This is a genomic window from Actinoplanes sp. CA-252034, from assembly GCF_050956125.1.
Classification (GTDB): domain Bacteria; phylum Actinomycetota; class Actinomycetes; order Mycobacteriales; family Micromonosporaceae; genus Actinoplanes.
Genome location: NZ_CP191846.1, coordinates 10,243,991 through 10,265,170, shown reverse-complemented (window position 1 = coordinate 10,265,170; position 21,180 = coordinate 10,243,991). Strand labels below are relative to the sequence as shown.

26 protein-coding genes are annotated in these 21,180 nt (G+C 69.0%); 22 read left to right on the top strand and 4 right to left on the bottom strand.

The annotated features are described in order from the left end of the window. The first annotated feature begins 9 nt into the window (after positions 1-9). From ACQPZW_RS46490 to ACQPZW_RS46465, 6 genes are all read left to right on the top strand, one after another. Complete coding sequence (locus ACQPZW_RS46490) at positions 10-480, top strand: hypothetical protein (RefSeq protein WP_433792372.1); 471 nt, start codon at positions 10-12, stop codon at positions 478-480. Positions 481-549: 69 nt separating this feature from the next. Then, positions 550-861 carry a DUF2516 family protein gene (locus tag ACQPZW_RS46485; protein WP_433792371.1) on the top strand — a complete coding sequence of 104 codons (312 nt, stop codon included), beginning with the start codon at positions 550-552 and terminating at the stop codon, positions 859-861. A gap of 4 nt (positions 862-865) precedes the next feature. After that, entirely contained in the window at positions 866-1,756 is an 891-nt protein-coding gene (locus ACQPZW_RS46480; RefSeq protein WP_433792370.1) for an alpha/beta fold hydrolase, read from the top strand. Between the two features lie 199 nt (positions 1,757-1,955). Further along, positions 1,956-2,456, top strand: coding sequence for a hypothetical protein (locus ACQPZW_RS46475; RefSeq protein ID WP_433792369.1), 501 nt, complete (start codon positions 1,956-1,958; stop codon positions 2,454-2,456). Between the two features lie 106 nt (positions 2,457-2,562). Beyond that, on the top strand, positions 2,563-3,369 hold the full coding sequence (locus ACQPZW_RS46470) for an EI24 domain-containing protein (RefSeq protein WP_433792368.1): 807 nt from the start codon (positions 2,563-2,565) through the stop codon (positions 3,367-3,369). A gap of 268 nt (positions 3,370-3,637) precedes the next feature. Then, positions 3,638-4,183 carry an O-acetyl-ADP-ribose deacetylase gene (locus ACQPZW_RS46465; protein ID WP_433792367.1) on the top strand — a complete coding sequence of 182 codons (546 nt, stop codon included), beginning with the start codon at positions 3,638-3,640 and terminating at the stop codon, positions 4,181-4,183. A gap of 315 nt (positions 4,184-4,498) precedes the next feature. Here ACQPZW_RS46465 and ACQPZW_RS46460 read toward each other — a convergent pair whose 3' ends face one another. From ACQPZW_RS46460 to ACQPZW_RS46450, 3 genes are all read right to left on the bottom strand, one after another. Further along, positions 4,499-5,512: a LacI family DNA-binding transcriptional regulator gene (locus tag ACQPZW_RS46460; protein WP_433792366.1), complete on the bottom strand. Its 1,014-nt coding sequence runs from the start codon at positions 5,510-5,512 to the stop codon at positions 4,499-4,501. A 14-nt stretch (positions 5,513-5,526) separates the two neighbouring features. Then, positions 5,527-6,912 (bottom strand): GH1 family beta-glucosidase, encoded by a 1,386-nt coding sequence (locus ACQPZW_RS46455; RefSeq protein ID WP_433792365.1) that lies wholly within the window; start codon positions 6,910-6,912, stop codon positions 5,527-5,529. 86 nt (positions 6,913-6,998) lie between these two features. Next, positions 6,999-7,757 carry a maleylpyruvate isomerase family mycothiol-dependent enzyme gene (locus ACQPZW_RS46450; protein ID WP_433792364.1) on the bottom strand — a complete coding sequence of 253 codons (759 nt, stop codon included), beginning with the start codon at positions 7,755-7,757 and terminating at the stop codon, positions 6,999-7,001. Positions 7,758-7,904: 147 nt separating this feature from the next. Between ACQPZW_RS46450 and ACQPZW_RS46445 the strand changes: the two genes are divergently transcribed. Beyond that, positions 7,905-8,867 carry a UDP-N-acetylmuramate dehydrogenase gene (locus ACQPZW_RS46445; protein ID WP_433797840.1) on the top strand — a complete coding sequence of 321 codons (963 nt, stop codon included), beginning with the start codon at positions 7,905-7,907 and terminating at the stop codon, positions 8,865-8,867. A gap of 6 nt (positions 8,868-8,873) precedes the next feature. On the opposite strand, the gene ACQPZW_RS46440 is transcribed toward ACQPZW_RS46445, so the two are convergent. Continuing rightward, positions 8,874-9,443, bottom strand: coding sequence for a CAP domain-containing protein (locus ACQPZW_RS46440; protein ID WP_433792363.1), 570 nt, complete (start codon positions 9,441-9,443; stop codon positions 8,874-8,876). A gap of 308 nt (positions 9,444-9,751) precedes the next feature. Between ACQPZW_RS46440 and ACQPZW_RS46435 the strand changes: the two genes are divergently transcribed. From ACQPZW_RS46435 to ACQPZW_RS46365, 15 genes are all read left to right on the top strand, one after another. Further along, positions 9,752-10,450: a response regulator transcription factor gene (locus tag ACQPZW_RS46435; RefSeq protein WP_433792362.1), complete on the top strand. Its 699-nt coding sequence runs from the start codon at positions 9,752-9,754 to the stop codon at positions 10,448-10,450. Positions 10,451-10,536: 86 nt separating this feature from the next. Continuing rightward, entirely contained in the window at positions 10,537-12,897 is a 2,361-nt protein-coding gene (locus tag ACQPZW_RS46430; protein ID WP_433792361.1) for a chemotaxis protein CheW, read from the top strand. Between the two features lies 1 nt (position 12,898). Beyond that, positions 12,899-13,336 carry a chemotaxis protein CheW gene (locus ACQPZW_RS46425; protein ID WP_093619555.1) on the top strand — a complete coding sequence of 146 codons (438 nt, stop codon included), beginning with the start codon at positions 12,899-12,901 and terminating at the stop codon, positions 13,334-13,336. After that, entirely contained in the window at positions 13,336-14,208 is an 873-nt protein-coding gene (locus ACQPZW_RS46420) for a hypothetical protein (protein ID WP_433792360.1), read from the top strand. Before ACQPZW_RS46425 ends, ACQPZW_RS46420 begins: the two co-directional genes overlap by 1 nt. Before the next feature lie 13 nt (positions 14,209-14,221). Next, the gene (locus ACQPZW_RS46415; RefSeq protein ID WP_433792359.1) at positions 14,222-15,382 is read left to right on the top strand and encodes a protein-glutamate methylesterase/protein-glutamine glutaminase; all 1,161 of its coding nucleotides are present in this window, start codon (positions 14,222-14,224) and stop codon (positions 15,380-15,382) included. After that, positions 15,379-16,224: a CheR family methyltransferase gene (locus ACQPZW_RS46410; RefSeq protein ID WP_433792358.1), complete on the top strand. Its 846-nt coding sequence runs from the start codon at positions 15,379-15,381 to the stop codon at positions 16,222-16,224. Before ACQPZW_RS46415 ends, ACQPZW_RS46410 begins: the two co-directional genes overlap by 4 nt. Next, positions 16,221-16,616: a response regulator gene (locus tag ACQPZW_RS46405; RefSeq protein ID WP_043533206.1), complete on the top strand. Its 396-nt coding sequence runs from the start codon at positions 16,221-16,223 to the stop codon at positions 16,614-16,616. The genes ACQPZW_RS46410 and ACQPZW_RS46405 overlap by 4 nt, the downstream gene beginning before the upstream one ends. Beyond that, positions 16,613-17,098 carry a chemotaxis protein CheX gene (locus ACQPZW_RS46400; protein ID WP_433792357.1) on the top strand — a complete coding sequence of 162 codons (486 nt, stop codon included), beginning with the start codon at positions 16,613-16,615 and terminating at the stop codon, positions 17,096-17,098. The genes ACQPZW_RS46405 and ACQPZW_RS46400 overlap by 4 nt, the downstream gene beginning before the upstream one ends. Continuing rightward, positions 17,095-17,457 (top strand): response regulator, encoded by a 363-nt coding sequence (locus ACQPZW_RS46395; protein ID WP_433797838.1) that lies wholly within the window; start codon positions 17,095-17,097, stop codon positions 17,455-17,457. The genes ACQPZW_RS46400 and ACQPZW_RS46395 overlap by 4 nt, the downstream gene beginning before the upstream one ends. Positions 17,458-17,464: 7 nt before the next feature. Then, a complete protein-coding gene (locus tag ACQPZW_RS46390; protein ID WP_433792356.1) occupies positions 17,465-17,953 on the top strand; it encodes a hypothetical protein in 489 nt (162 codons plus the stop codon). 143 nt (positions 17,954-18,096) lie between these two features. Continuing rightward, on the top strand, positions 18,097-18,525 hold the full coding sequence (locus ACQPZW_RS46385; RefSeq protein ID WP_433792355.1) for a flagellar hook assembly protein FlgD: 429 nt from the start codon (positions 18,097-18,099) through the stop codon (positions 18,523-18,525). 45 nt (positions 18,526-18,570) lie between these two features. After that, a complete protein-coding gene (locus ACQPZW_RS46380; protein ID WP_433792354.1) occupies positions 18,571-19,908 on the top strand; it encodes a flagellar hook protein FlgE in 1,338 nt (445 codons plus the stop codon). A gap of 222 nt (positions 19,909-20,130) precedes the next feature. Further along, positions 20,131-20,388 (top strand): flagellar FlbD family protein, encoded by a 258-nt coding sequence (locus ACQPZW_RS46375; RefSeq protein ID WP_433792353.1) that lies wholly within the window; start codon positions 20,131-20,133, stop codon positions 20,386-20,388. Further along, on the top strand, positions 20,388-20,546 hold the full coding sequence (locus tag ACQPZW_RS46370; protein WP_433792352.1) for a hypothetical protein: 159 nt from the start codon (positions 20,388-20,390) through the stop codon (positions 20,544-20,546). The genes ACQPZW_RS46375 and ACQPZW_RS46370 overlap by 1 nt, the downstream gene beginning before the upstream one ends. Then, on the top strand, positions 20,543-21,178 hold the full coding sequence (locus ACQPZW_RS46365; RefSeq protein WP_433792351.1) for a motility protein A: 636 nt from the start codon (positions 20,543-20,545) through the stop codon (positions 21,176-21,178). The genes ACQPZW_RS46370 and ACQPZW_RS46365 overlap by 4 nt, the downstream gene beginning before the upstream one ends. Positions 21,179-21,180: the final 2 nt, after the last annotated feature.

Genomic DNA, 21,180 nt, shown 5'->3' with positions numbered 1-21,180 from the left:
GGAGCAGAGATGACCGAGCAGACCAAGACCAAGATCCCCACCCCGCTCTACGCCGCCGCCGGTGCCGGTGACGCCGCCTACGAGCAGCTCCGCAAGCTGCCGGCCGTGCTCAACGAGCTGAGCGACCGTGCCGCCGCCTCCCTCAAGGCGTACAACGACCAGGCCGGCACCAAGGCCGCCGAGCTGCGCGGCAAGGCCCAGGAGACCGACCTCGTCGCCCTCCGGGACAGCGCGACCACCGCCGCCCTCAACTTCGCCCAGGTCGCCCAGGATCGCGCCGTCGCCGTCTACAACGAGCTGGTCGCCCGCGGCGAGCGCGTGGTCGGCACCGGTGTGGTCGAGGCCGCCGACGTGGTCAACTCCGACATCGAGGCCACCGAGCAGCCGAAGGCCGTCGAGGCCGCCGTCGAGGAGGCGAAGGCCGTCGAGGCCGCGCCGAAGCCGCGCAAGCGGGCCAAGCCGGCCACGCCGGCCGAGTGACCCGACACTGATCTGTCATGACCGCGGGCCCCGGCATACACCGGGGCCCGCGGCATAGACTCTCTCCTCATGGGCACAGACGCGCCGCTCTTCTACTTCTACGTCGTCCTCTGGATCAACCTCGCCTTCATGCTCCTGTCGATGGGTGTCCAGGCGGTCGCGCTGATCCACTGCCTGACCCAGCGCGGACCGGCGTTCCAGGCGCTCGGCACCCTGCCTAAAGGCGCGTGGGCCGGCATCCTGGGCGTCCTGCTGGTGCTCAGCGGCTTCCTCTACAACACCCTGCTGATCAGCATGATCGGCATCGCCGCCGCGATGATCTACATGCTCGACGTCCGTCCCGGTCTCAAGGACATCTCGGACGGCAAGGGCTTCTGGTGATGCGGTGAGGGGTCGTTTCGGTCCACCTCCGCCAGACGGTGGGCCGCGCCTGCAGCGCGTCGACCGGACCGGACCGCGAGGTGGTCGCCCGACGCTGCCGGGCCCGGCCACCGAGATGGTCACCCTCCCCTCGGGCGTACGAGTGGAGCAGCTCACCACAGGCGCCGGCGACCCGATCACGGTGTTCGCGCACGGGCTGGCCGGGGACATCTCCGGCACCCGGCCACTGGGCAGCGCGGTCACCGGCCGTCGGGTGTTCTTCCACTTCCGCGGGCACGGCCGCTCCGACATCCCGCCAGGCCCGTGGTCGTTCGCCGACCTCACCGCCGACCTGCGGGCAGTCGCCGATCTGACGGGCGCCACCCGGGCGGTGGGCGTGAGCATGGGTGCGGCCGCGCTCTGCCGCCTGCTCGCCGCGAGCCCCGACCGGTTCGAGCGGGTCGTGCTCTACCTTCCCGCCCCCCTCGACGGCGTTCGCGCCGCCGCCTCCGTGCAGCGCCTGCGGCGGCTGCTGGCCTCGGTCGAGTCGGGGGAGGTGGCGATGATCGCCGACGCTGTCGAGCAGGAGATGCCGCCGTCGGTCCGCAACACCCCGGCCGGGTGGAGCTTTCTGCGGCAGCGGGTCGAGCAGTTGCAGCGCGACGGGCTGGCGCAGGAGATCGAGTCGGTGTGGTCGGCGCCCGCGCTGGCCGAGGAGACGCTGCTCAAGGGGTTCACCGGGCGGGCGCTGGTGATCGGCTGCCTCGGCGACGACACCCATCCGGCGGCGTGGGCCGAGCGCATCGCCGGCCTGCTGCCGGGCGCCGACCTCGAGGTGTACGACCGGCCCGCCGTCCTCTGGAGCAATCGCGCCGCCCTCCGGGAGCGGATCTCGTCGTTCCTCAACCAGCCCTAGCCGTTTTCCAGGCCGCGCCCGGGGCCGCGCCGGTGACGTCCTCGCGGGCCCGCCTTGCTCCTGACGCTCGGCCCAGCCGGTTCGGGCCCTCGCCTGCCTTGCTCCTGACGCTCGGCCCAGCCCTCGCCCGGGGCCGCGACTTCCGGACCTTATGTCCGAAAGCCGTAACTTTTGACGGCCCTCATCCGGTGAAGCGTACGTGCGTTTGTCCCCTAAGACCGTCTTCCTCGCCTTGCTGGTCCTCGGCCTGCCGTTCGCTGTAGTGGCCGGCTGGGCGCTGGGCGCTCCGACGGTAACCCAAGCAAGCCTGGGCGCCTCCGAATTCGGTGGCCCCCTCGGCGGCGACGGCGCCCTCGGATCGGCTCCCGGCGCCGGCCATCACGGCGGAGCCGGATCCACGGCGCCACGAGCCACCGCCGACCCGGCCGACCTCAAACCGACGCCCGCCACCGGGCCGAGCACGGTCACCGCGACGGTCACGGTCGTCCGTACCGCCGACCCGTCGTTCCCGGTCGAATCCACCGACCCGCCGCTGCTCACCGACCCACCGGTGCCCACGCCGACGCAGGTCACCGGAGCACCGGAGGACCCGTTCGGATTCCCGTTCGACCCGAGCGCGACTCCGCCGTTCCCGTTCCCGCCGCTGCCGTCCGATCAGAACATCTTCGAGCGCTTCCGTTACTGGGGGCGTTCAAACTGACCTCGCCGATCTCGGCCGATCGACCGCCACGTCCGGTGGTCGATCAACCGAGATCGGTGGAGTCGGCGCTGTCCCTGCTGGAGCCCGGGATCTAAGCTCACGCAACGTGAGCGGTGATCTGAGTGAGACCCGGCCGGTGACGGCCTTCCGTGAATTCGCGACCGGCGCCGGACTGCTCGGGCGCGGGCTCGGCCTGGTGCTGAGCAGCCCCCGGCTGCTCCTGCTCGGACTACTGCCCGCCCTGGTGACCGGCATTCTCTACATAGTCGCGCTGGTCTTCCTGATCCGCTATCTGCCGGACCTGGCCGCACAGGTCACCTGGTTCGCCGACGACTGGGCCGACTGGCTGCGTAGCACGACCCGGGTGGTCGGCGGGATCGCCGTCCTCGGTTTGGGCCTGCTGGTGTCCGTCCTCACGTTCACCGCGGTCACCCTGCTGATCGGCGACCAGTTCTACGAGAAGATCTCGGAACTCGTGGAGGACCGCTTCGGCGGCGTCCCCGACGCGGTCGACGTCGGATTCTGGCGGTCCCTGCGCCGCAGCCTCGTCGACTCGCTCAAACTCGTCGGCATCTCGATCGTCGTAGCCATCCCGCTCTTCCTGCTCGGCCTGATCCCGGTGGTCGGTCAGACGGCGATCCCGGTCCTCGCCGGAGCCGTCGGTGGCTGGCTGCTCGCCCTGGAGCTCACCGGAGTTCCGTTCCAGCGCCGTGGCCAGCGGCTGCGGCACCGGCGTGAGGTCCTGGCCCGCAACAAGCCGCTGACCCTGGGCTTCGGCGCCGCCGTCTTCGCCACCTTCCTGGTCCCGCTCGGCGCTGTCGTCCTGATGCCCGCCGCGATCGCCGGCGCGACCCTGCTGGCGCGTCGCTCCCTACACAAGCCGATCGCCATCGTCGACACCGCCTCCCTGTAGAGACGCCACCTTCCGGCCGGTCCCCGCGCATCGTCAGCGCTGTCGAGCGGACGTCGGCGTCCGGCCGGGTTTCGTGTGTCGTTTCAGTGCTGTCGAGTGGACGTCGACGTTCGGCCCGGTCTTCGTTGTCTCCGGGGCGCCGGCCAGGCCTTCGACTGCCTCAACGATGCCGACGCCGGGTCGTCGGCTGTTCCGGCGGTTGCCGGGGACGATGTCGAGAAACCAGGCGGGCGAAGGCGTCCACAGGATCGATGTCTACGGTTTCGGAGTGGACATCGAACTGGTTGAGGGCGACATCACCGTGCAGCAGGTCGATGCGATCGTCAACGCGGCCAACTCGTCGCTGCTCGGTGGCGGTGGTGTGGACGGGGCGATCCATCGCAGAGGCGGCCCGGAGATCCTGGCGGAGACACGGATGCTGCGCGCCTCGAAGTACGGGCGAGGGCTTCCGACCGGCGAGGCCGTCGCGACCACGGCCGGACGGCTGCCGGCCAGGTGGGTGGTGCACACGGTGGGGCCGGTCTTCAGCGCCGAGGAGGATCGGTCGGGCCTGCTGCGGGCCTGCTATGCCAACTCGCTGCGGGTCGCTGACGGGCTCGGCGCCGAGACGATCGCGTTCCCACTGATCTCGGCGGGGATCTACGGGTGGCCGGTGGACGATGCGGTCAGTCAGGCGCTCACGGTGCTCGGCGCCGCCCGCCCGGCACGTCTGCGGACCGCGACGCTCGTGCTGTTCGGCTCGGACACGGCGGCGATCGCTCGGCGGGTTGCCGGTGACCAGCGGCTTCAGCCCGGCGGTCGCGAGTCGGCCTAGAGTGGCAGCCACCTTGCGGGGTAGCTCACGGTTCTCCCGATGGTCGTACAAGAAAGGCGTCGCCAAGCGCAGGGAAACGCCGCGCGGGTCGCGAACGGGATCGCGGCGGGCGGAGGTGGGGCGTGAGGAAACGCCGCGCGGGTCGCGAACGGGATCGCGGCGGGCGGAGGTGGGGCGTGAGGAAACGCCGCGCGGGCCGCGAACGGAATCGCGGCGGGCGGAGGTGGGGCGTGAGGAAACGCCGCGCGGGCCGGGAACGGGAACCGTGGCGGGCCGGAGAGAAGGCGTAGTAGCGACCGTGAAGGCCGGTAATGATCAGGCCGAGGCTCGGATGATCAGCTCGGTGGGGAGGATGATCGCCGGGTCGATCTCGGGGTCGCCGGCGATCAGGCGCAGCATCTGGCGGGCCATCATCCGGCCCGCCTCGGCGATCGGCTGGCGGACCGTCGTGAGCGGCGGATCGCTGTAGCGGCTGATCTCGAAGTCGTCGAAGCCGATCACCGCGACGTCGTCCGGCACCCGGCGACCGGCATCACGCAGGGCCTGGAGAGCGCCGTGAGCCATCAGGTCGGAAGCGGCGAAGACCGCGTCGAGATCGGGATCCTGGGCGAGGAGAGCGCGCATCGCGCTCACGCCGGAGTCGCGGGTGAAGTCGCCGGCCGCCACCAGGGACGGCAGGCCGGCCGTGTCCAGGGTGTCGCGGTAACCGGTGAGGCGTTCGAGGCCGGCCACCATGTCCTGCGGGCCGGCTATCGTCGCGATCCGTCGGCGTCCGGAAGTGATCAGGTGGTGGAGGGCCGCCGCCACGCCGCCCGCGTGGTCGACGTCCACGTAGGGCACCGGCGGGTCGGCGAGCATCGGGCGGCCGCTGCAGATGACCGGGATGCCGCGCCGGGCCAGCAGGCCGGGCAGCGGGTCGGCGCCGTGGATCGAGGCGAACATGACGCCGTCGACGTGGCCGGCGACGGCGTAGCGCTCGACCCGGTGGTACCCGGCGGCCGAGCCGGCCATCATCAGCACCAGCTGTTTGTCGGCGGCCTCCAGCTCGGAGCCGACGCCGCGGATGATGGCCGGGAAGAACAGGTCGTCGGAGAAGACCCGGTTCGCGGTCTCCGGGAGGATCAGCGCGATCGAGTCGGTCTGCCGGGTGACGAGACTCCGGGCCGCCTGGTTCGGCACGTAGCCGAGCTCCTCGACGGCCCGGTTGACGGCCTCACGGATGGTGACCGCGACCGTGGTGGAGCCGTTGACGACGCGGGACACCGTCGCACGGGAGACCCCGGCGCGACGGGCGACCGCTTCCAGAGTGGGCCGTTCCCGCGTCGTCACATGTGCCCCCGTCTTTACTCCAGCCCGTTACGCCGGATCACCTCGCGGTACCACTTCGCGCTGTCCTTGAGCACACGCTGCTGCGTCGTGTAGTCGACGTGCACCATACCGAAGCGCTTCGCGTACCCCTCGGCCCATTCGAAGTTGTCCATCAATGACCAGGCGAAGTATCCCCGGAGGTCGACGCCGGCCGCGAGAGCGTCGTGGCAGGCGCGCAGGTGGGCGTCGACGTACTCGATACGCAGCGGGTCGTGGACGCCCTCGGGGTAGGCCGCACCGTTCTCGGTGATCATCAGCGGGGTGCCCGGGTAGTCCCGGTGGATGCGGGTGAGGAGGCGGGTCAGTGACTCCGGCTCGATCTGCCAGCCCATGTCGGTGACCGGGCCGACCGGCTTGCGGAAGGCGATGCCCTCGCTGCCGGGGTAGTCGAGGGCGGCGGGCTGACCGGGCTTCGCCGACACGTACGACGGGGTGTAGAAGTTGATCCCCAGCACGTCGATCGGCGCGTTGATGATCGTCTCGTCGCCGTCCTTGATGAAGGACAGGTCGGTGATCCGGGAGATGTGCTCCAGCACGTCGGCCGGGTAGTGGCCACGCAGCAGCGGGTCGAGGAAGATCCGGTTGGCGACGCCGTCGATGATGCGGGCGGCGTCGACGTCGGCCGGGTTGGCCGGGTCGAGCGGGGAGACCTCGCACGGGTTGAGCGTGATGCTGATGCTCCGCGCGCCGGCCGAGCGCAGCGCCCGGGCGGCGAGGCCGTGGGCGAGGTTGAGGTGGTGGACGGCGGCCAGCGAGCCGGCCGGGTCGCGCCGGCCGGGGGCGTGGATGCCGTTGCCGTAGCCGAGGTAGGCCGAGCACCACGGCTCGTTCAGCGTGGTCCACGTGCCGACCCGGTCACCGAGACGGCCGAAGACGACCTGCGCGTACTCGGCGAAGGCCTCGGCGGTCTCCCGCACGGTCCAGCCGCCGCGGTCCTCCAGCGTCTGCGGGAGATCCCAGTGATAGAGGGTGACGACCGGGTCGATGCCCTTGCTGAGCAGCTCGTCGGTGAGTCGGTCGTAGAAGTCGAGACCGCGGGTGTTGACCGGGCCGGTGCCGTCCGGCCGGATCCGCGGCCAGGCGACCGAGAAACGGTACGCACCGAGGTTGAGGTCGGCCATCAGGGCGACGTCCTCGGCATACCGGTGGTAGTGGTCGCACGCGACGTCGCCGGTGTGGCCCGCGAAGACCTTTCCCGGCGTACGGCTGAAGGTGTCCCAGATGGACGGGCCGCGACCGTCCTCCCTCGCGGCGCCCTCGATCTGGTACGAGGCCGTGGCTGTCCCCCAGACGAAGCCTTCGGGGAAGGTGATCCCCACGGGGGCCGGCTGCGCCGACGTGGACGTGACGGTTGCCGTCATGTCATCTGCTCCTGATGATCCGCCGAACTTAACCGGTTCATCTTACGGCCTGAGAGCGCTCCAACAAGGGTAAGCGGCGGGAAGGTTCAGCCCGTTCGCAGAGCCTGGAAGAGGCGAGGGTCTCCGCTGAGCGCCAATTGGTCCGCTCGCTTGCGGCCCATGAGGGCCAATTGCAGATCGCTCACGCTGCCGGTGGCCCTGGCCCGGGCGTGATGATCGTCGCTGTCGAGGATCGTGCCGGTGTCCAGCAGGGCGATCCCCGCACCACGAAGCCGGATGAACCACTCCTGCCCGGCGTCCGTCCCGACCAGGTGCACGACGCCGTGCAGATCAGTCGGGCCCTGGCGTTTGCCGGCCGGCAGCCAGGTGTCGAGGATCTCGCTGACCCCGTCGGTCGCGAGTTTCGTCTCGATCGGGGTCGCCCGGCCGGCGGCCGACTCGGCGTCCCACCGGTGGATCGACACCTCGTGTGCCACCCGGCGGTCCCAGAAGCCGGCCCGTTTCGGCTGGGGTGCCCAGTTCCACGCCGGGAAGTCCGGATCGAGCGCCTCCAGCGTCTCGATCGTGCCGGTCAGCTCCCGCCGCAGCCGGTCGAGCGTCTCCGGCCAGTCGCTGCGCTCCAGGACCGGTGTGCTCTCCGGGAGGGAGGTGACCCCGCGGGTCACCGTGCTGCGCACCCAGTGCAGCACCTCGGTGACGTGGTGGGCGAGGTCGGCCACGGTCCAGTCCGGGCAGCCGGGGATGGCCGGGTCGGGACCCGTCTCGGCGACGGCGTCCCAGAGCGCCGGCCCGTCGGCGCGCAACGCCGCGAGCCAGAAATCCTTCGTCGCGTGCAACCTGTTCATCGCAGTCGTCTCCCCGCTCGGCCGGACCGCCGGTGAACCTTCTCGCGGAAGGACCTTAGGGTTGGCGTCGTGACTGATACCCCTTCGGCCCCGGAGAGATTCCTGTCGGCATACACGACGCTACGCCTCGGCGGGCCCGCAGGCACAATGACCACCGCGGTCCATACGGACGAGGCGGTCGGTGCGGTGCGTGCGGCCGCGGCGGCCGGGCGGCGGCTGCTGGTGCTCGCCGGTGGAAGCAACGTGGTGATCGGCGACGACGGCTTCGACGGCGAGGTGCTGCTGCTGCGCACCCGGGGTGTCGAGATGGTCGGTGAGGACTCCTCCGGTGTTCTGGTGCGGGTCGCCGCGGGCGAGCCCTGGGACGATTTCGTGGCGTACGCGGTGGCCGGCGGCCTGTCCGGTGTCGAGTGCCTCTCCGGCATCCCGGGCGCGGCCGGCTCCACCCCGATCCAGAACGTCGGGGCGTACGGGCAGGAGGTGGCGCACACCATCGCGGCGGTGCACGCCTACGACCGGCAGGCCGACGAGATCCGGGTGATGACTCCCGAGGAGTGCCGCTTCGGGTATCGGACCAGCGTCTTCAAGCACGACGACCGTCACCTGGTCACCGCGGTCGACTTCCGGCTGTCCCGCTCCGACGAGTCGGCCCCGATCCGCTACGCCGAGCTGGCCCGCTCGCTCGGCGCCGAGGCGGGCGACCGGGTCCCGCTGCGACAGGCCCGCGACACGGTCCTCAAGCTGCGCGCCGGCAAGGGCATGGTGCTCGACCCGGAGGACCGGGACACCTGGTCGGTCGGCTCCTTCTTCACCAACCCGGTGGTCCCGGCGGCGGTGCTGGCGGGCATCGGTGAGGTGCCGCACTGGCCGGTCGAGGGCGGCCTGGTGAAGCTGCCCGCGGCGTGGCTGATCGAGCACGCCGGCTTCCCGAAGGGATTCGCCGGTGACGGCGTGGCCATCTCCGGGAAGCACACGCTCGCCCTCACCAACCGGGGGAGCGGCACCACGGCGGCGCTGCTCGACCTGGCCCGCACCATCCGGGACGGGGTCCGGGAGAGGTATGGGGTGGAGCTGCACCCTGAGCCGGTGCTGATCGGCTGCGAGCTCTGACCGGTCTCACTCCCAGCCGAAGACCTGGGTGTAATAAGGCGTGCCGTCGACCGCGAAGGCCACTCCCGCGCCGAACGACTTGGCCTTGCAGTTGAGGATGTTGTGGCGGTGCCCGGGGCTGGCCATCCACGCTTTCATCACCTCGGGCGCGGTGCGATAGCCCCAGGCGATGTTCTCGCCGGCCGGCTGCCGGTAACCGGAGTCCTGGCTGCGGTCGACGAAGGTGGAGCCGTCCCGCCACACGTGACTGAACAGTCTGGTCCGGGCCATGTAGTTGCTCTGCCGCAGGGAAGCGGTGACCAGTTGCCCGTCGACGGTCAGCAGGGGACAGCCGGCCTCCTTGCGTTCCGCGTTGGTCAGGCGGACCACCTGCACCATCACGGCACGGGCCCGGATCTGCGTCGGGTTGAGCGAGGGCGTCGCCCGGGGAGCGGGCTCGGCCGTGGCGGTCGTCGGCGGGGTCTGCTGGGGGCGCGGCGGGAGGAACGGTCCGTTGGCCAGAGCCGGTGCGGAGAGCGCGAACAGCGCGGGTGCCGCCGCGAGCATGGCGACGCGTCGTACCACCAGGTCGAACACGGGTTGCCTCCCGGAACGCATTGACCGGGCGCCTATCGCCCGTCACGGCTATCGCACCCCGTACCTCGCGGCGTGTCACATCTTTCGCGGAAAGGGCGATAAGCCGTACGGGAAATGTCAGGCTGTAGGGCTGTCCTGGTCGGGCCGCTGGAGAATCCGGCTTTCGGCCCGTCTCGGCGGATCCTTGCGGACCGGCTCGGACCCCGTCACCCGGCGCTAGACTGTCACTGTCCGTAAATAGGCGGTGACATCACGCTATATGGTGGTTTTGCGCCGCCAGTGCGGGTTAGGGACAGGGTGAGTACACGATGAGTCGCCTACTCGTGGTCGAGGACGACCCGGACATCGCACTCGCTCTCCGGTTGCTGTTCAGCCGGGCCGGTTATGAGGTGGCGCACGCCGCCGACGGCCGCTCCGGGCTGAAAGAGGCCTACGCCGAGCACCCCGATCTGGTGGTGCTCGACGTCGGCCTGCCGGAGATGGACGGCTGGCAGGTGCTGGAGCGGCTGCGGGACGTCTCGGATGTGCCGGTGCTGGTCCTCACCGCCCATGGTCAGGAAGCGGAGAAGGTGCGCGGCCTCCGGGGCGGTGCCGACGACTACCTGACCAAGCCGTTCGCCAACAACGAGCTGCTGGCCCGGGTGGAGGCGCTGCTGCGGCGCTCGTCCTCCGGGCAGAACAGTTGGGCCAGCCAGGTCTACGACGACGGCCTGGTGCATCTCGACCCGACCAAGCGCCGGGTCTACGTCAAGGGTGAGGAGAAGCGCCTCACTCCGACCGAGTTCCGCCTGCTCAACGCGCTGGTGCGACATGCCGGTGCGGTCCTCTCGCCGAACCAGTTGCTGACCCAGGCCTGGGACGACCCGACCGGCATCGGCCAGGAGCGGGTCAAGTTCGCGGTGCTGCGCCTGCGACGCAAGCTCGGCTGGTCCGACCCGGACGAGTCGCCGATCGAATCGGTGCGCGGGTTCGGCTATCGCTACCGCCGCCCGGGCGGGGATTCCTGATCATTCCGGCGTACCGGGCGATCTTCTCAGTTGGTGCCCCGAGGGGTCGATGAGGGCAGTGAAGCCGAGCAGGAGGTAGCAAAGCCGTGGAAGACCTTGGCGAGATCGTCGGCGAATTCCTCATGGAGAGCCACGAGAACCTGGACCAGATCGACCGGGACCTCGTCAGCCTCGAACAGGAGCCGGCCTCGCGTGACCTGATCTCCCGGATCTTCCGGGCGATCCACACGATCAAGGGCACCAGTGGGTTCCTGGCGTTCTCCCGTCTGGAGAAGCTGGCGCACGCCGGTGAGTCCCTGCTCTCCCGTCTTCGCGACGGCGTCCAGCCGGTCACCCCGGACACCATCACCGTCCTGCTGGTCTGCATCGACGGCGTGCGGTCCATCCTCGCCTCGATCGAGGAGAACGGGTCCGAGGCCGAGGTCGACATCGAGAGCATGATCGTCCGGATCAAGGCGCAGATGGACGTGCCGACGGACGCCGCTGCGGCTCCCGCGGCCGCTCCCGCCGCCGAGGCCGCACCGGTCGCCGAGGCCGAGGCCCCGGCGAGCGTCGAGCAGGAAGGGGCGGCCGCGCGCCCGGCCCCTGAGCCGGTCTCCGACCAGCGTCAGCCGCTCGGCCAGATGCTCGTCGACGCCGGCGCCGCCCAGCCCTCCGACGTCGCCTCGGCTCTGCAGCAGCAGATCGAGGGCGACGAGCGCAAACTCGGCACGATCCTGCTCGAGGAGGGCAAGGCGCAGCCGGCCGCGGTCAGCGAGGCGCTGCAGTCCCAGGCCCCGAAGCGGAGCATCGCCGACAGCGCGATCCGGGTGGACGTCGATCTGCTCGACACCCTGCTGAACATGGTTGGCGAGCTGGTTCTCGCGCGGAACCAGCTGGTCCGCGGCGTGATGGAGATCGGCGACTCCGGTCTGGTCCGCAGCGCCCAGCGGCTCGGCATGATCACCAGTGAGCTGCAAGAGGGCATCATGAAGACCCGGATGCAGCCCATCGAGCACATCTGGTCGAAGCTGCCCCGAGTCGTCCGGGACCTCAGCAACTCGCTCGGCAAGCAGGTCGCGCTGGAGATGCAGGGCAAGGAGACCGAGCTCGACCGAAGCCTCCTGGAAGCGGTCAAGGACCCGCTGACCCACCTCGTCCGCAACGCCGTCGACCACGGCATCGAGGAGCCGGAGCGGCGAATCGCGGCCGGCAAGGACCCGGAAGGCACGCTCACACTCCGTGCCTACCACGAGGGCGGGCACGTCGCGGTCGAGGTCGCCGACAACGGCGCCGGCCTGAACGTCGAACGCATCGCGCAGAAGGCCGTGGAGAACGGGTTGCTCCGGCCGGAGCAGATTCCGAACATGGACAAGCGCGACATCATGGCGATGGTGTTCCAGCCCGGCTTCTCCACCGCCGCCAAGGTCACCAACGTCTCCGGCCGTGGCGTCGGCATGGACGTGGTCAAGACCAACATCGAGAACATCGGCGGAGCGGTCAGCGTCGACTCGACGCCCGGCGAGGGCACCGTCTGGCGGCTCACCATCCCGCTGACGCTCGCCATCATCCAGGCCCTCACCGTCGACTGCGCGGATCAGCGCTACGTCGTCCCGCAGGTCGCGGTGCTGGAGCTGGTCTTCATCGACGGCAACACCACGAAGGTCGAGTACGCCTCCGGCGCGCCCGTCTACCGGCTGCGCGGCAAACTGCTCCCGCTGGTCCGCCTGGACCGGGCGCTCGGCCTGGAGGTCGGCGGCGACCAGGGCGTCTACATCATGGTGCTGCAGGCCGACGGCCGGCGGTTCGGCCTGGTCGTCGACCGGGTGCTGAACACCGAAGAGGTCGTCGTCAAGGCCCTCAACACCAGATTCAAGGACATCGGGTTGTACGCCGGAGCGACCATCCTGGGTGACGGCAAGGTGGGTCTGATCCTGGACGTGTCCTCGCTGGCCCGCCGCTCGCACCTCGCCGTCGACTCGGAACGCGAGACCGTCGCGGACAAGCGCGGTCAGCAAGGCGGTGGCACCGAGCGCCTGCTGGTCACCGCGGTCGGCGAGCGCCGGGTGGCGATCCCGCTGGACACCGTCACGCGCCTGGAGGAGTTCCCGCGCGACCGGATCGAGCACGCCGGCTCCCGCGAGGTGGTCCAGTACCGCGGTCAGATCCTGCCTCTGGTGCGGCTGTCGCACCTGCTCGGGGCGTACGGCGAGGAGCTGGAGGGCGACACGGTCTCGGTGGTCGTCTACAGCGAGGGCGGAAAGAGCGTGGCGCTCGTCGTGGACCGGATCGTGGACATCGCCGAGAACTCGACCACCGCACGCCGCGACGCGGAGGAGGACGGCCTGGTCGGTACCGCCGTGATCCAGCAGCGGGTCACCGAGCTGCTCGACGTGCGCCGGGCCATCCTCGCCGCCGACCCGAACTTCTACAGCGATTCGATGGACGACATGCTGGTGGAGGCCTGACATGGCGAGTCGTCAGTTCGCCACTTTCGAGGTGGACGGCCAGCTCTTCGGGGTCGAGGTGCACACGGTGCAGGAGGTGCTCTCGTACAACGAGTACACGCCGGTGCCGCTGGCGCCGCCCGCGGTCGGTGGCCTGTTCAACCTTCGCGGTCAGGTGATCGCCGCGGTGGACCTGCGGGTGCAGCTGGGCCTGGCCCGGCAGGCGCTGCAGGGACCGGTCATGAACGTCATCCTGCGGGGTGACGGGGAGCCGGTGTCACTGCTGGTGGACAAGATCGGCGAGGTGGTCGATCTGGACGACGAGACTTTCGAGCCCCCACCGGACACGCTGAGCGGTCCCACGAGGGAGCTCGTGGTCGGCACGTTCAAGCTGGACGGGCGGTTGATGTTGGCTCTCGACGTCAATCAGGCCGTCGATACCTACCGCGCTACGAACTGATGTACAGCCTGGTCAGTGCCCCCGTGCTGGGCTTCGACCTGACCCGCCTGGAGGGCGGGCCGGCCGCGGCCGAGGTGATGCTGCGCGCCCTGCGACTGCAGAGCGGGGACCTACCGGTGCTCGCCGAGCGGCTGCCCGACGAGAACGTGCGCGGGCCATTGTGGGTCGAGGTGGAGTCCGCCGCACGGCGGATGCCCACGCTCAAGGGCATGTCGAAAGACGATCCGGCCGGAAACCTCGCCCTGGTCGAGCGCGCGCCGATCGGCTCGGTGGACGCGCTGCTGACCTGCCTTCGCTACGACGTGATGTCGTGGACGTGGGAGGGCACCGGACGCGACGCCCGGCAGAGCGAGGACGCGGCCGCCGCGACGGCTCTGCTCTGTGACGCCGCGGTCGCCAGCTACCTGCGTGAGGTGCTGGACGAGGAGACCCGCCGCCGGCTCGGCGCCGGGTGGGTCTCGGCGGTGCGGAAGCTGCCGTCCGGCCCACCGATCGACCTGGGACCGCACCACTACACGGTCTCGGCCCTGCTGGACCGGCTACGCACGCTGCGACTGGAGGACCGTCAACGCGTCTCCACCGCAGCCGACGATGCCCGGCGCAACACCGCCGGCTGGTCGCCCGCCGTGCACTCGGCGTCGTGGGCGGCATACCTCTCAGACCGGGTCCGTACCGCTGCCGCCGCCCAGATGCTTCTGGTGCAGGCGGTGGATACGGCCGGGATTCCGCTGGCAGATCGTGCCGGAGGGGTCTGGAACATGCTCAGCGGCGCGGTTCAGGCGCTGGTGGTGCGCGATTTGCTGGACACCGCCACGGCTCACCGGCTGCTCGCTCCGGTGGTCGCGGCGCTCGGCCCGGCCTGGCTCGGTTGAAGGGAGTGGTCGAATGATCTCGGTTCTCGTCGTCGACGATTCCGTGGTGGTACGACGACTGATCGTCGATGCTCTCGGCGAGGCGCCGGGCATCCAGGTCGTCGGCACTGCCGCGAACGGCTTGCTCGCACAGGCGAAGATCGATCAGCTCAAACCCGACGTGATCACGATGGACATCGAGATGCCGCAGATGGACGGCATCGAGGCAGTGCGCGAGCTGCGCAAACGCCACAACACTCCGGTGATCATGTTCAGCACGCTCTCGGCGGCGGGCGCGACGGCCACGCTGGAGGCGCTCTCCGCCGGCGCCACCGACTACGTCACCAAGCCCAGCAACGTCGGCTCCGTGCAGGAGTCGATGATGGCGGTACGCGAGCAGCTCGTACCGAAGATCCATGCGCTCGGTGGCCGCCGCCGTCCGCCGGCCGGACCGCCGAGCCGCGGGCCCGCACCGGCCGGATTGCGCCCCGCCGGTCCCGCCCCGCTGCGACCCGGCTCCCCACCCGGAGCCCCCGCGCGCCCGGGCGCCGGCCCCACGGCTCCGGCGCGGCCCGCGGCCAAGCGCAGCCCCGGCGGGAAGATCGACATCCTGGCGATCGGCTCGTCCACCGGAGGACCGGACGCTCTCACCAAGGTGCTGCTCGGGCTGCCGGCAGACCTGCCCGTCCCGATCGTGATCACCCAGCACATGCCGCCTGTGTTCACCAAGATGTTCGCCGAGCGGCTGGATCGCAGCACACCCCTGAAGGTGGTGGAAGCCGGCGAGGGCATGGAGCTCACCGCCGGGACGGTCTACATCGCCCCGGGTGACCGGCATCTGGTGTTCCAGCGCCGGGGGACGGCGACGATGACCCAGCTCAACAACGGGCCGCAGGAGAACTCGTGCCGGCCGGCGGTGGACGTGATGTTCCGGTCGGTGGCCGCTCTGTACGGCGGGTCGTGCTTCGCCACGATTCTCACCGGAATGGGACAAGACGGACGAGGTGGTGCGAAGGTGCTACGAGACTCCGGCGCCGAGGTGCTGGCGCAGGACGAGGCGACCTCGGTGGTCTGGGGCATGCCCGGCGCCGTCGTGGCCGCCGGACTGGCCGACGAGGTGCTGCCGCTGGACCGGATCGCGGGGGCCCTGATCAACCGCGTCCGGGTGGGCCGGTCGCCGGCGGTGGCCCGATGACCCTGTCGCAAGCGGAGTTCTCCTTCGTCTCCAACCTGGTGCGCAAAGAGGCGTCCATCGTCCTCGCGCCGGGTAAGGAGTACCTGGTCGAGGCCCGGCTCATCCCGGTCGCCCGGGCGGTCGGGGCACCCAACGTCAACGAGTTCATCGGTGACCTGCAGAGGCGCCCGAACCCGACGCACCAGCGCAAGATCATCGACGCGCTCACCACCAACGAGACCTCGTTCTTCCGCGACCGTGAGCCGTTCGCCGCTCTCACCGACGTCGTCCTGCCGGAACTGATCAAGTCCCGGGCCACCGTGCGCAAGCTGCGCTTCTGGTCCGCGGCCAGTTCCAGTGGGCAGGAGGCGTACAGCCTGGCCATCACGCTGCAGGAGAACCTGCCCGCCGGATGGACGTACGAGATCCTCGGTACCGACATCTCCACCGCCATGGTGGAGCGGGCGCAAAAGGCCGAGTACAGCCAGGTCGAGGTGAACCGGGGTCTGGCCGCCACACAGCTCGTGCAGTATTTCGAGCGGGCCGGCGCGCACTGGCGGATCATCCCGGCGCTGCGCAAGAACGTGTCGTTCAAGCACATGAGCCTGACTGCGCCCTTCCCTCCGATGCAGCCGTTCGACGTGATCTTCCTGCGGAACGTGCTCATCTACTTCGACGTCGCCACCAAGCGTCAGGTGCTGCAGAACGCTGCCAAGATCCTGCGCCCGGACGGGTTGCTCTTCCTCGGTGCTGCCGAGACCACGATCGGGATCGACGACAACTACGAACGGGTGGCCGCCGGGCGCACCTCTGCCTACCGGTCTCGTACAGCGGCGCCGGCCGGCGCCGCGAGAAGGGGATGACGCCGATGCGTGCCATGGTTATCGACGACTCGCGCGCGATGCGAATGATCCTCAAGCGCATTGTCACGAAGCTCAACTTCGAGGCGGTGGAGGCCGGGGACGGCAAGGAGGCGATGGACCTTCTGGCCGACATGACGGAGGTGCCGGAGCTGGCCCTCATCGACTGGAACATGCCCAACATGAACGGGCTCGAATTCGTCACCAAGGTCCGGGCCGACCCGCGACTGCGGGAGATGACGCTCGTGATGGTCACCACCGAGAGCGAACAGAGCCAGATCGTCCGGGCGCTCGCCGCGGGCGCCCACGAATATGTGATCAAGCCCTTCACCGAAGGCGCCATGATCGAAAAGCTGGCCCTGCTGGGCCTCGTCCCGACCGGAGCGAACTCATGAGTGTCGAAGTCGAGGTCGACGAGAGTGACCTCGCCGAGATGGTGGAGCAGGTATGGGAGTCATACCTGGACCCCGAGGGGGTCAGTCCGCTGATCCCGACGTACGACGAAAACCAGCCTTCCGAGGTGCACTCCTCGGTATCGATCACCGGGTCCTGGTCCGGGCACGTCGTGTACGCGTCCTCCCGTGCCGCCGCCCAGCGCGCCGCGGCCGCCTTCCTCGCCATGGAGCTTGAGGAAGTGAGTGAGGAGGACATGTCCGACACGCTCGGTGAACTGGCCAACATCGTCGGTGGCAACGTCAAAGCCATGTTGCCGCCGGGGGCGCAGTTGTCGCTCCCGCAGGTGGTACTCGCGCCGGAGGCTTCGGCGCGATTCCCGAACACCGAGCGCATCAGCGGCGTGTACGGGACGTGGGAAGGCGAACCGGTGTCCATTTCGATGTGGCAGAGCAGCAGCGACAACAAGGAGGAGGGTGCATGAAGATCCTCATCGCCGATGACAGCCGGGTGATGCGGCAGATCGTCGTCCGGACCCTGCGACAGGCCGGGTTCGGGGATCACGACCTGGTGGAGGCCGCGGACGGCAAGGAGGCGTTCGACATGGTCGGCACGGAGAAGCCGGACCTGGTGATCTCCGACTGGAACATGCCGCAGATGACCGGTATCGAGGTGCTGCGTCAGCTTCGTGCCGCCGGCAACAACGTCAAGTTCGGCTTCGTGACCTCGGAGAGCACTCCGGAGATGAAGTCAGCCGCCGAAGGCGCCGGCGCGGCGTTCTTCATCGTCAAACCCTTCACCGCTGAGCGATTCGACGAAGTGTTCGCTCCTATTTTGGGATGATTAAGACATGTCAGACGTCTCGGTTCTTCCCGGCTCTCTAGCCGTACGTAACCTTTTCGAGGACCTTCTCGGTCGGGAGGTGACGGTCAGCCCCGGCGACCCGATCGGCGCGCCCGAGGTGCCTCTCACCACCTGTGCGATCTTCACCGACAACGGCCAGAAGATCTTCGCGGTGATGGGCATGACGCTCAGCCTCGCCGCCAACGCGGGCGCCGCGCTCGGTCTGCTGCCGGCCGGCGCCGCCGAGGACAGCATCGATGAGAAGCAGCTCTTCCCGAACCTGGCGGAGAACGTCTTCGAGCTGTGCAACATCTTCACCAGCCTTCTCAACAAGGAGGGATCGCCGCATGTGAAGCTTCATCAGGTGATCTACCCGAAGCAGGAGCTGCCGGCCGACGCGCGCGCCGTCCTGCTCGCCCTGGGCCGGCGTCTCGACCTGTCGGTCGAGGTCAACCGGTACGGCAAGGGAAAGCTCAGCCTCTCCCTCGCGCCCTGACCCGACAGATCCGCCGAAGGCGTACAAATTTGAAGATCTCCCGTTGCGGGCCCGCCGGATGGCGGGCCCGCAAATTTCTGTCTAAGCAAATCCAGGGCCGGGCCGAAGCTTAGGTTGAGCCTGCTACGGGACAGGAGAAGTCGATGACCTCACCGATGTCCGGACCAACCGGAGCCGATCCTACGAAGGCCGTGGCTGCGGCCAAAGCCGCCGAGGCCAAGAGCAAATCGCTCGGCGACAAGGACACCTTCATGAAGCTCCTGGTCGCTCAGCTGAAGTATCAGGACCCCACCAAACCCGCCGACTCGACCGCGTTCCTGGCGCAGACCGCCCAGTTCACGCAGGTCGAGAAGCTGGAAGACATGATCGGCATGCTGCAGTCGCAGCGCATGATCGGCGCCAGCTCCCTGGTCGGCAAGACGGTCACGTACATGGACGACACCGGTGCGACACAGACCGGCGTGATCACTGCGGCAAAGCTCAATGGAGACAGCGAACCGACGCTCAAGGTCGGGAACACGGATGTGCAGCTGTCCAAGGTCACGGAAGTCACCGACTCCAAGACCGCCTGACCCATCCGATCGCCCTTCCCCTCCAAAGCGTAAGGACAGTTCTTAATGCTGCGTTCTCTCTATTCCGGCATCAGCGGCCTCAACGCTCACCAGCGGATGATCGACGTCACGGGTAACAACATCGCGAACGTCAACACCACCGGCTACAAGTCGTCCCAGGTGCAGTTCAACGACACCCTGAGCCAGATGATGGGTGCGGGCGGCTCCCCCCAGGACGGCATGGCCGGCACCAACCCGGCGCAGGTCGGCCTCGGTGTGCGGGTCGGCGGTATCACGGCGAACTTCAGCCAGGGCTCGGCGCAGACCACCGGCAAGTCCGGCGACATGATGATCCAGGGCGACGGGTTCTTCATCACCCGCAGCGGCAACGAGAGCCTCTACACCCGGGCCGGCTCGTTCTTCTTCGACGCGAACGGCGTGCTCGCCACGTCGACAGGTGAGCCGGTGCAGGGCTGGACCGCGGTGGACGGCAAGGTCAACTCGGCCGCCAAGCCGGGAGACATCCGGATGCCGCTCGGCGCGACCATCCCGCCGGAGCGCACCACGACGATGACTCTCAAGGGCAACCTGAGCAGCGACAACATCCCGGACGTCAACGACAAGGACAACTACGGGGTCGAGGACCCGTCCGACCCCGTCGCGCGGCCGGGCTACATCACCACCATTCCGGTGAAGGTCTTCGACGAGCAGGGCGGCACCCACACGGTCACCGCGAAGTTCACCCGGACCGCGATGGACAACACGCAGGACCCGCCGATCTCGACCTGGCGCGTGCAACTGCTCGGTGAGGACGACGGCGACCCGCTGACCCCGCTGCCCCTGGTCGGCCCCTCGGTCGACGTCCAGTTCCAGAACGGCAAGCCGGTCATCGACAACACCGCGCCCGAGGACGACCCGCTCAACATCCTGAAGACCATCTCGGTCGGTGCGAACCCCCCGTACACGGTCGATCTGAGCGACGTCACGTCGTACTCGGGCAACACCGACGCGCGCGTGTTCGACACCGACGGCCAGACGGCCGGCGCTCTCACCTCGCTCTCCTACACCGTGTCCGACAGCGGGGAGATCATCGGCGTCTACAGCAACGGCCTGAAGCAAACGCTGGGCCAGGTCGCGATGGCGACCTTCAAGAACGTCAACGGCCTGGAGAAGGTCGGCAACTCACTGTTCCGAACCACGGTCAACTCCGGGTACGCCCAGGTCGGCGAACCCGGCAGTGCCGGCATGGGTCAGGTCATCTCCGGCGCGCTGGAGATGTCCAACGTCGACCTCGCGCAGGAGTTCACCAACCTGGTCGTCGCTCAGCGCGGCTTCCAGGCCAACAGCCGCATCATCACGACCTCCGACGAGATCCTCCAGGAGCTCGTCAGCATGAAGCGGTAGGCGACAGCACCCGGGCGGCCGGGACGGGCGAACGTGCCCGTCCCGGCCGTTCGTGCGATCTGGTCGGGTGAGCGCTTCGCACCCGGATCGCGACCGCCTCGATCTCATCGGCAACCGGGATCGGGCCGAAGTAACAGGCGAAGGGCCACGGACGGCCCCACCAGCCAAGGACGACCCAAGGACGGAACTGTCTTGATTCTCGTAACTCGTATCAACGGTGCCGTGTTCGCCCTGAATCCCGATCTGGTCGAGCGCGTGGACTGCACGCCCGACACGGTCGTCACCCTGGTGGACGGCACCAAGTACGTCATCGCCGAGTCCGTGCCCGAGTTCATCGACTCGGTGCGTCACTACCGCGCCTCGCTGATCGCCCAGGCGAGCCGCATGGAGCCCGAGCCCTCGGCTCTCACCACATCCTCGTCCTCCTTGGATGACGAGCTCGACGCCAAGGTGCTCCCGCTGCACCGGAAGGAACGCTGATGGACCTCGCTACCATTATCGGTGTCGTCGCCGGACTGGCCGTGGTCTTCACGGTGCAGCTCGTCGAAGGCGGATCACCCACCTCGATCATGCTGTGGCCGTCGATGCTCCTGGTCTTCGGTGGGGCTTCTTCGCCGCCATGGCGGGTGGCGTCATGAAGGACACGAAGGCTTTCGGTGACCAGCTCAAGAAGGGCTTCACCAAGAAGGTCGTCCCGTCGGCCGTGCTGCTCGACAGCGTCGTGAAGCTGGCCGAGCGCGCCCGGCGCGAGGGTCTGCTGGCCCTCGAGGACGCCGTCAAGACCGTCGAGCACCCCTTCCTCAAGCGGGGCCTGCAGCTGGCGATCGACGGCACCGACCCGGACGAGCTGCACGACATCCTGCACGCCGAGGTCGCCGCCAAGAAGAAGGCCGACAAGGCCGGCGTGAAGTTCTTCGAGTCCTGGGGTGGTTACGCGCCGACCATCGGCATCATCGGCACGGTCATGGGTCTGGTGCTCGTCATGGAGAACCTGGACAAGCCCGAGACGCTCGGCCACTCGATCGCCGCGGCCTTCTGCGCGACCCTCTGGGGCGTGCTGAGCGCCAACATGATCCTTCTTCCGATGGGTGCCCGCCTGGCCCGGCTGAGCGCGATCGAGGCCGAGGAGATGGAGCTGGTCATCGACGGTGTCCTGGCCATCCAGGCCGGCTCGAACCCGCGTCTGGTCGCCCAGAAGCTCCGCAGTCTGCTTCCCCCGGACGAGATGAAGAAGGCCGAAGCTGCGGCCTCGAGCAAGAAGGCGGCCTGACC

Bases quoted from the DNA above. Each gene is read 5' to 3' on its own strand.
- ACQPZW_RS46490 (WP_433792372.1), top strand. From the start codon at position 10: ATGACCGAGCAGACCAAGACCAAGATCCCCACCCCGCTCTACGCCGCC.
- ACQPZW_RS46485 (WP_433792371.1), top strand. From the start codon at position 550: ATGGGCACAGACGCGCCGCTCTTCTACTTCTACGTCGTCCTCTGGATC.
- ACQPZW_RS46455 (WP_433792365.1), bottom strand. From the start codon at position 6,912: ATGACGGCAACCGTCACGTCCACGTCGGCGCAGCCGGCCCCCGTGGGG.
- ACQPZW_RS46450 (WP_433792364.1), bottom strand. From the start codon at position 7,757: ATGAACAGGTTGCACGCGACGAAGGATTTCTGGCTCGCGGCGTTGCGC.
- ACQPZW_RS46445 (WP_433797840.1), top strand. From the start codon at position 7,905: ATGACCACCGCGGTCCATACGGACGAGGCGGTCGGTGCGGTGCGTGCG.
- ACQPZW_RS46435 (WP_433792362.1), top strand. From the start codon at position 9,752: ATGAGTCGCCTACTCGTGGTCGAGGACGACCCGGACATCGCACTCGCT.
- ACQPZW_RS46425 (WP_093619555.1), top strand. From the start codon at position 12,899: ATGGCGAGTCGTCAGTTCGCCACTTTCGAGGTGGACGGCCAGCTCTTC.
- ACQPZW_RS46420 (WP_433792360.1), top strand. From the start codon at position 13,336: ATGTACAGCCTGGTCAGTGCCCCCGTGCTGGGCTTCGACCTGACCCGC.
- ACQPZW_RS46415 (WP_433792359.1), top strand. From the start codon at position 14,222: ATGATCTCGGTTCTCGTCGTCGACGATTCCGTGGTGGTACGACGACTG.
- ACQPZW_RS46410 (WP_433792358.1), top strand. From the start codon at position 15,379: ATGACCCTGTCGCAAGCGGAGTTCTCCTTCGTCTCCAACCTGGTGCGC.
- ACQPZW_RS46405 (WP_043533206.1), top strand. From the start codon at position 16,221: ATGACGCCGATGCGTGCCATGGTTATCGACGACTCGCGCGCGATGCGA.
- ACQPZW_RS46400 (WP_433792357.1), top strand. From the start codon at position 16,613: ATGAGTGTCGAAGTCGAGGTCGACGAGAGTGACCTCGCCGAGATGGTG.
- ACQPZW_RS46395 (WP_433797838.1), top strand. From the start codon at position 17,095: ATGAAGATCCTCATCGCCGATGACAGCCGGGTGATGCGGCAGATCGTC.
- ACQPZW_RS46390 (WP_433792356.1), top strand. From the start codon at position 17,465: ATGTCAGACGTCTCGGTTCTTCCCGGCTCTCTAGCCGTACGTAACCTT.
- ACQPZW_RS46385 (WP_433792355.1), top strand. From the start codon at position 18,097: ATGACCTCACCGATGTCCGGACCAACCGGAGCCGATCCTACGAAGGCC.
- ACQPZW_RS46380 (WP_433792354.1), top strand. From the start codon at position 18,571: ATGCTGCGTTCTCTCTATTCCGGCATCAGCGGCCTCAACGCTCACCAG.
- ACQPZW_RS46370 (WP_433792352.1), top strand. From the start codon at position 20,388: ATGGACCTCGCTACCATTATCGGTGTCGTCGCCGGACTGGCCGTGGTC.
- ACQPZW_RS46365 (WP_433792351.1), top strand. From the start codon at position 20,543: ATGAAGGACACGAAGGCTTTCGGTGACCAGCTCAAGAAGGGCTTCACC.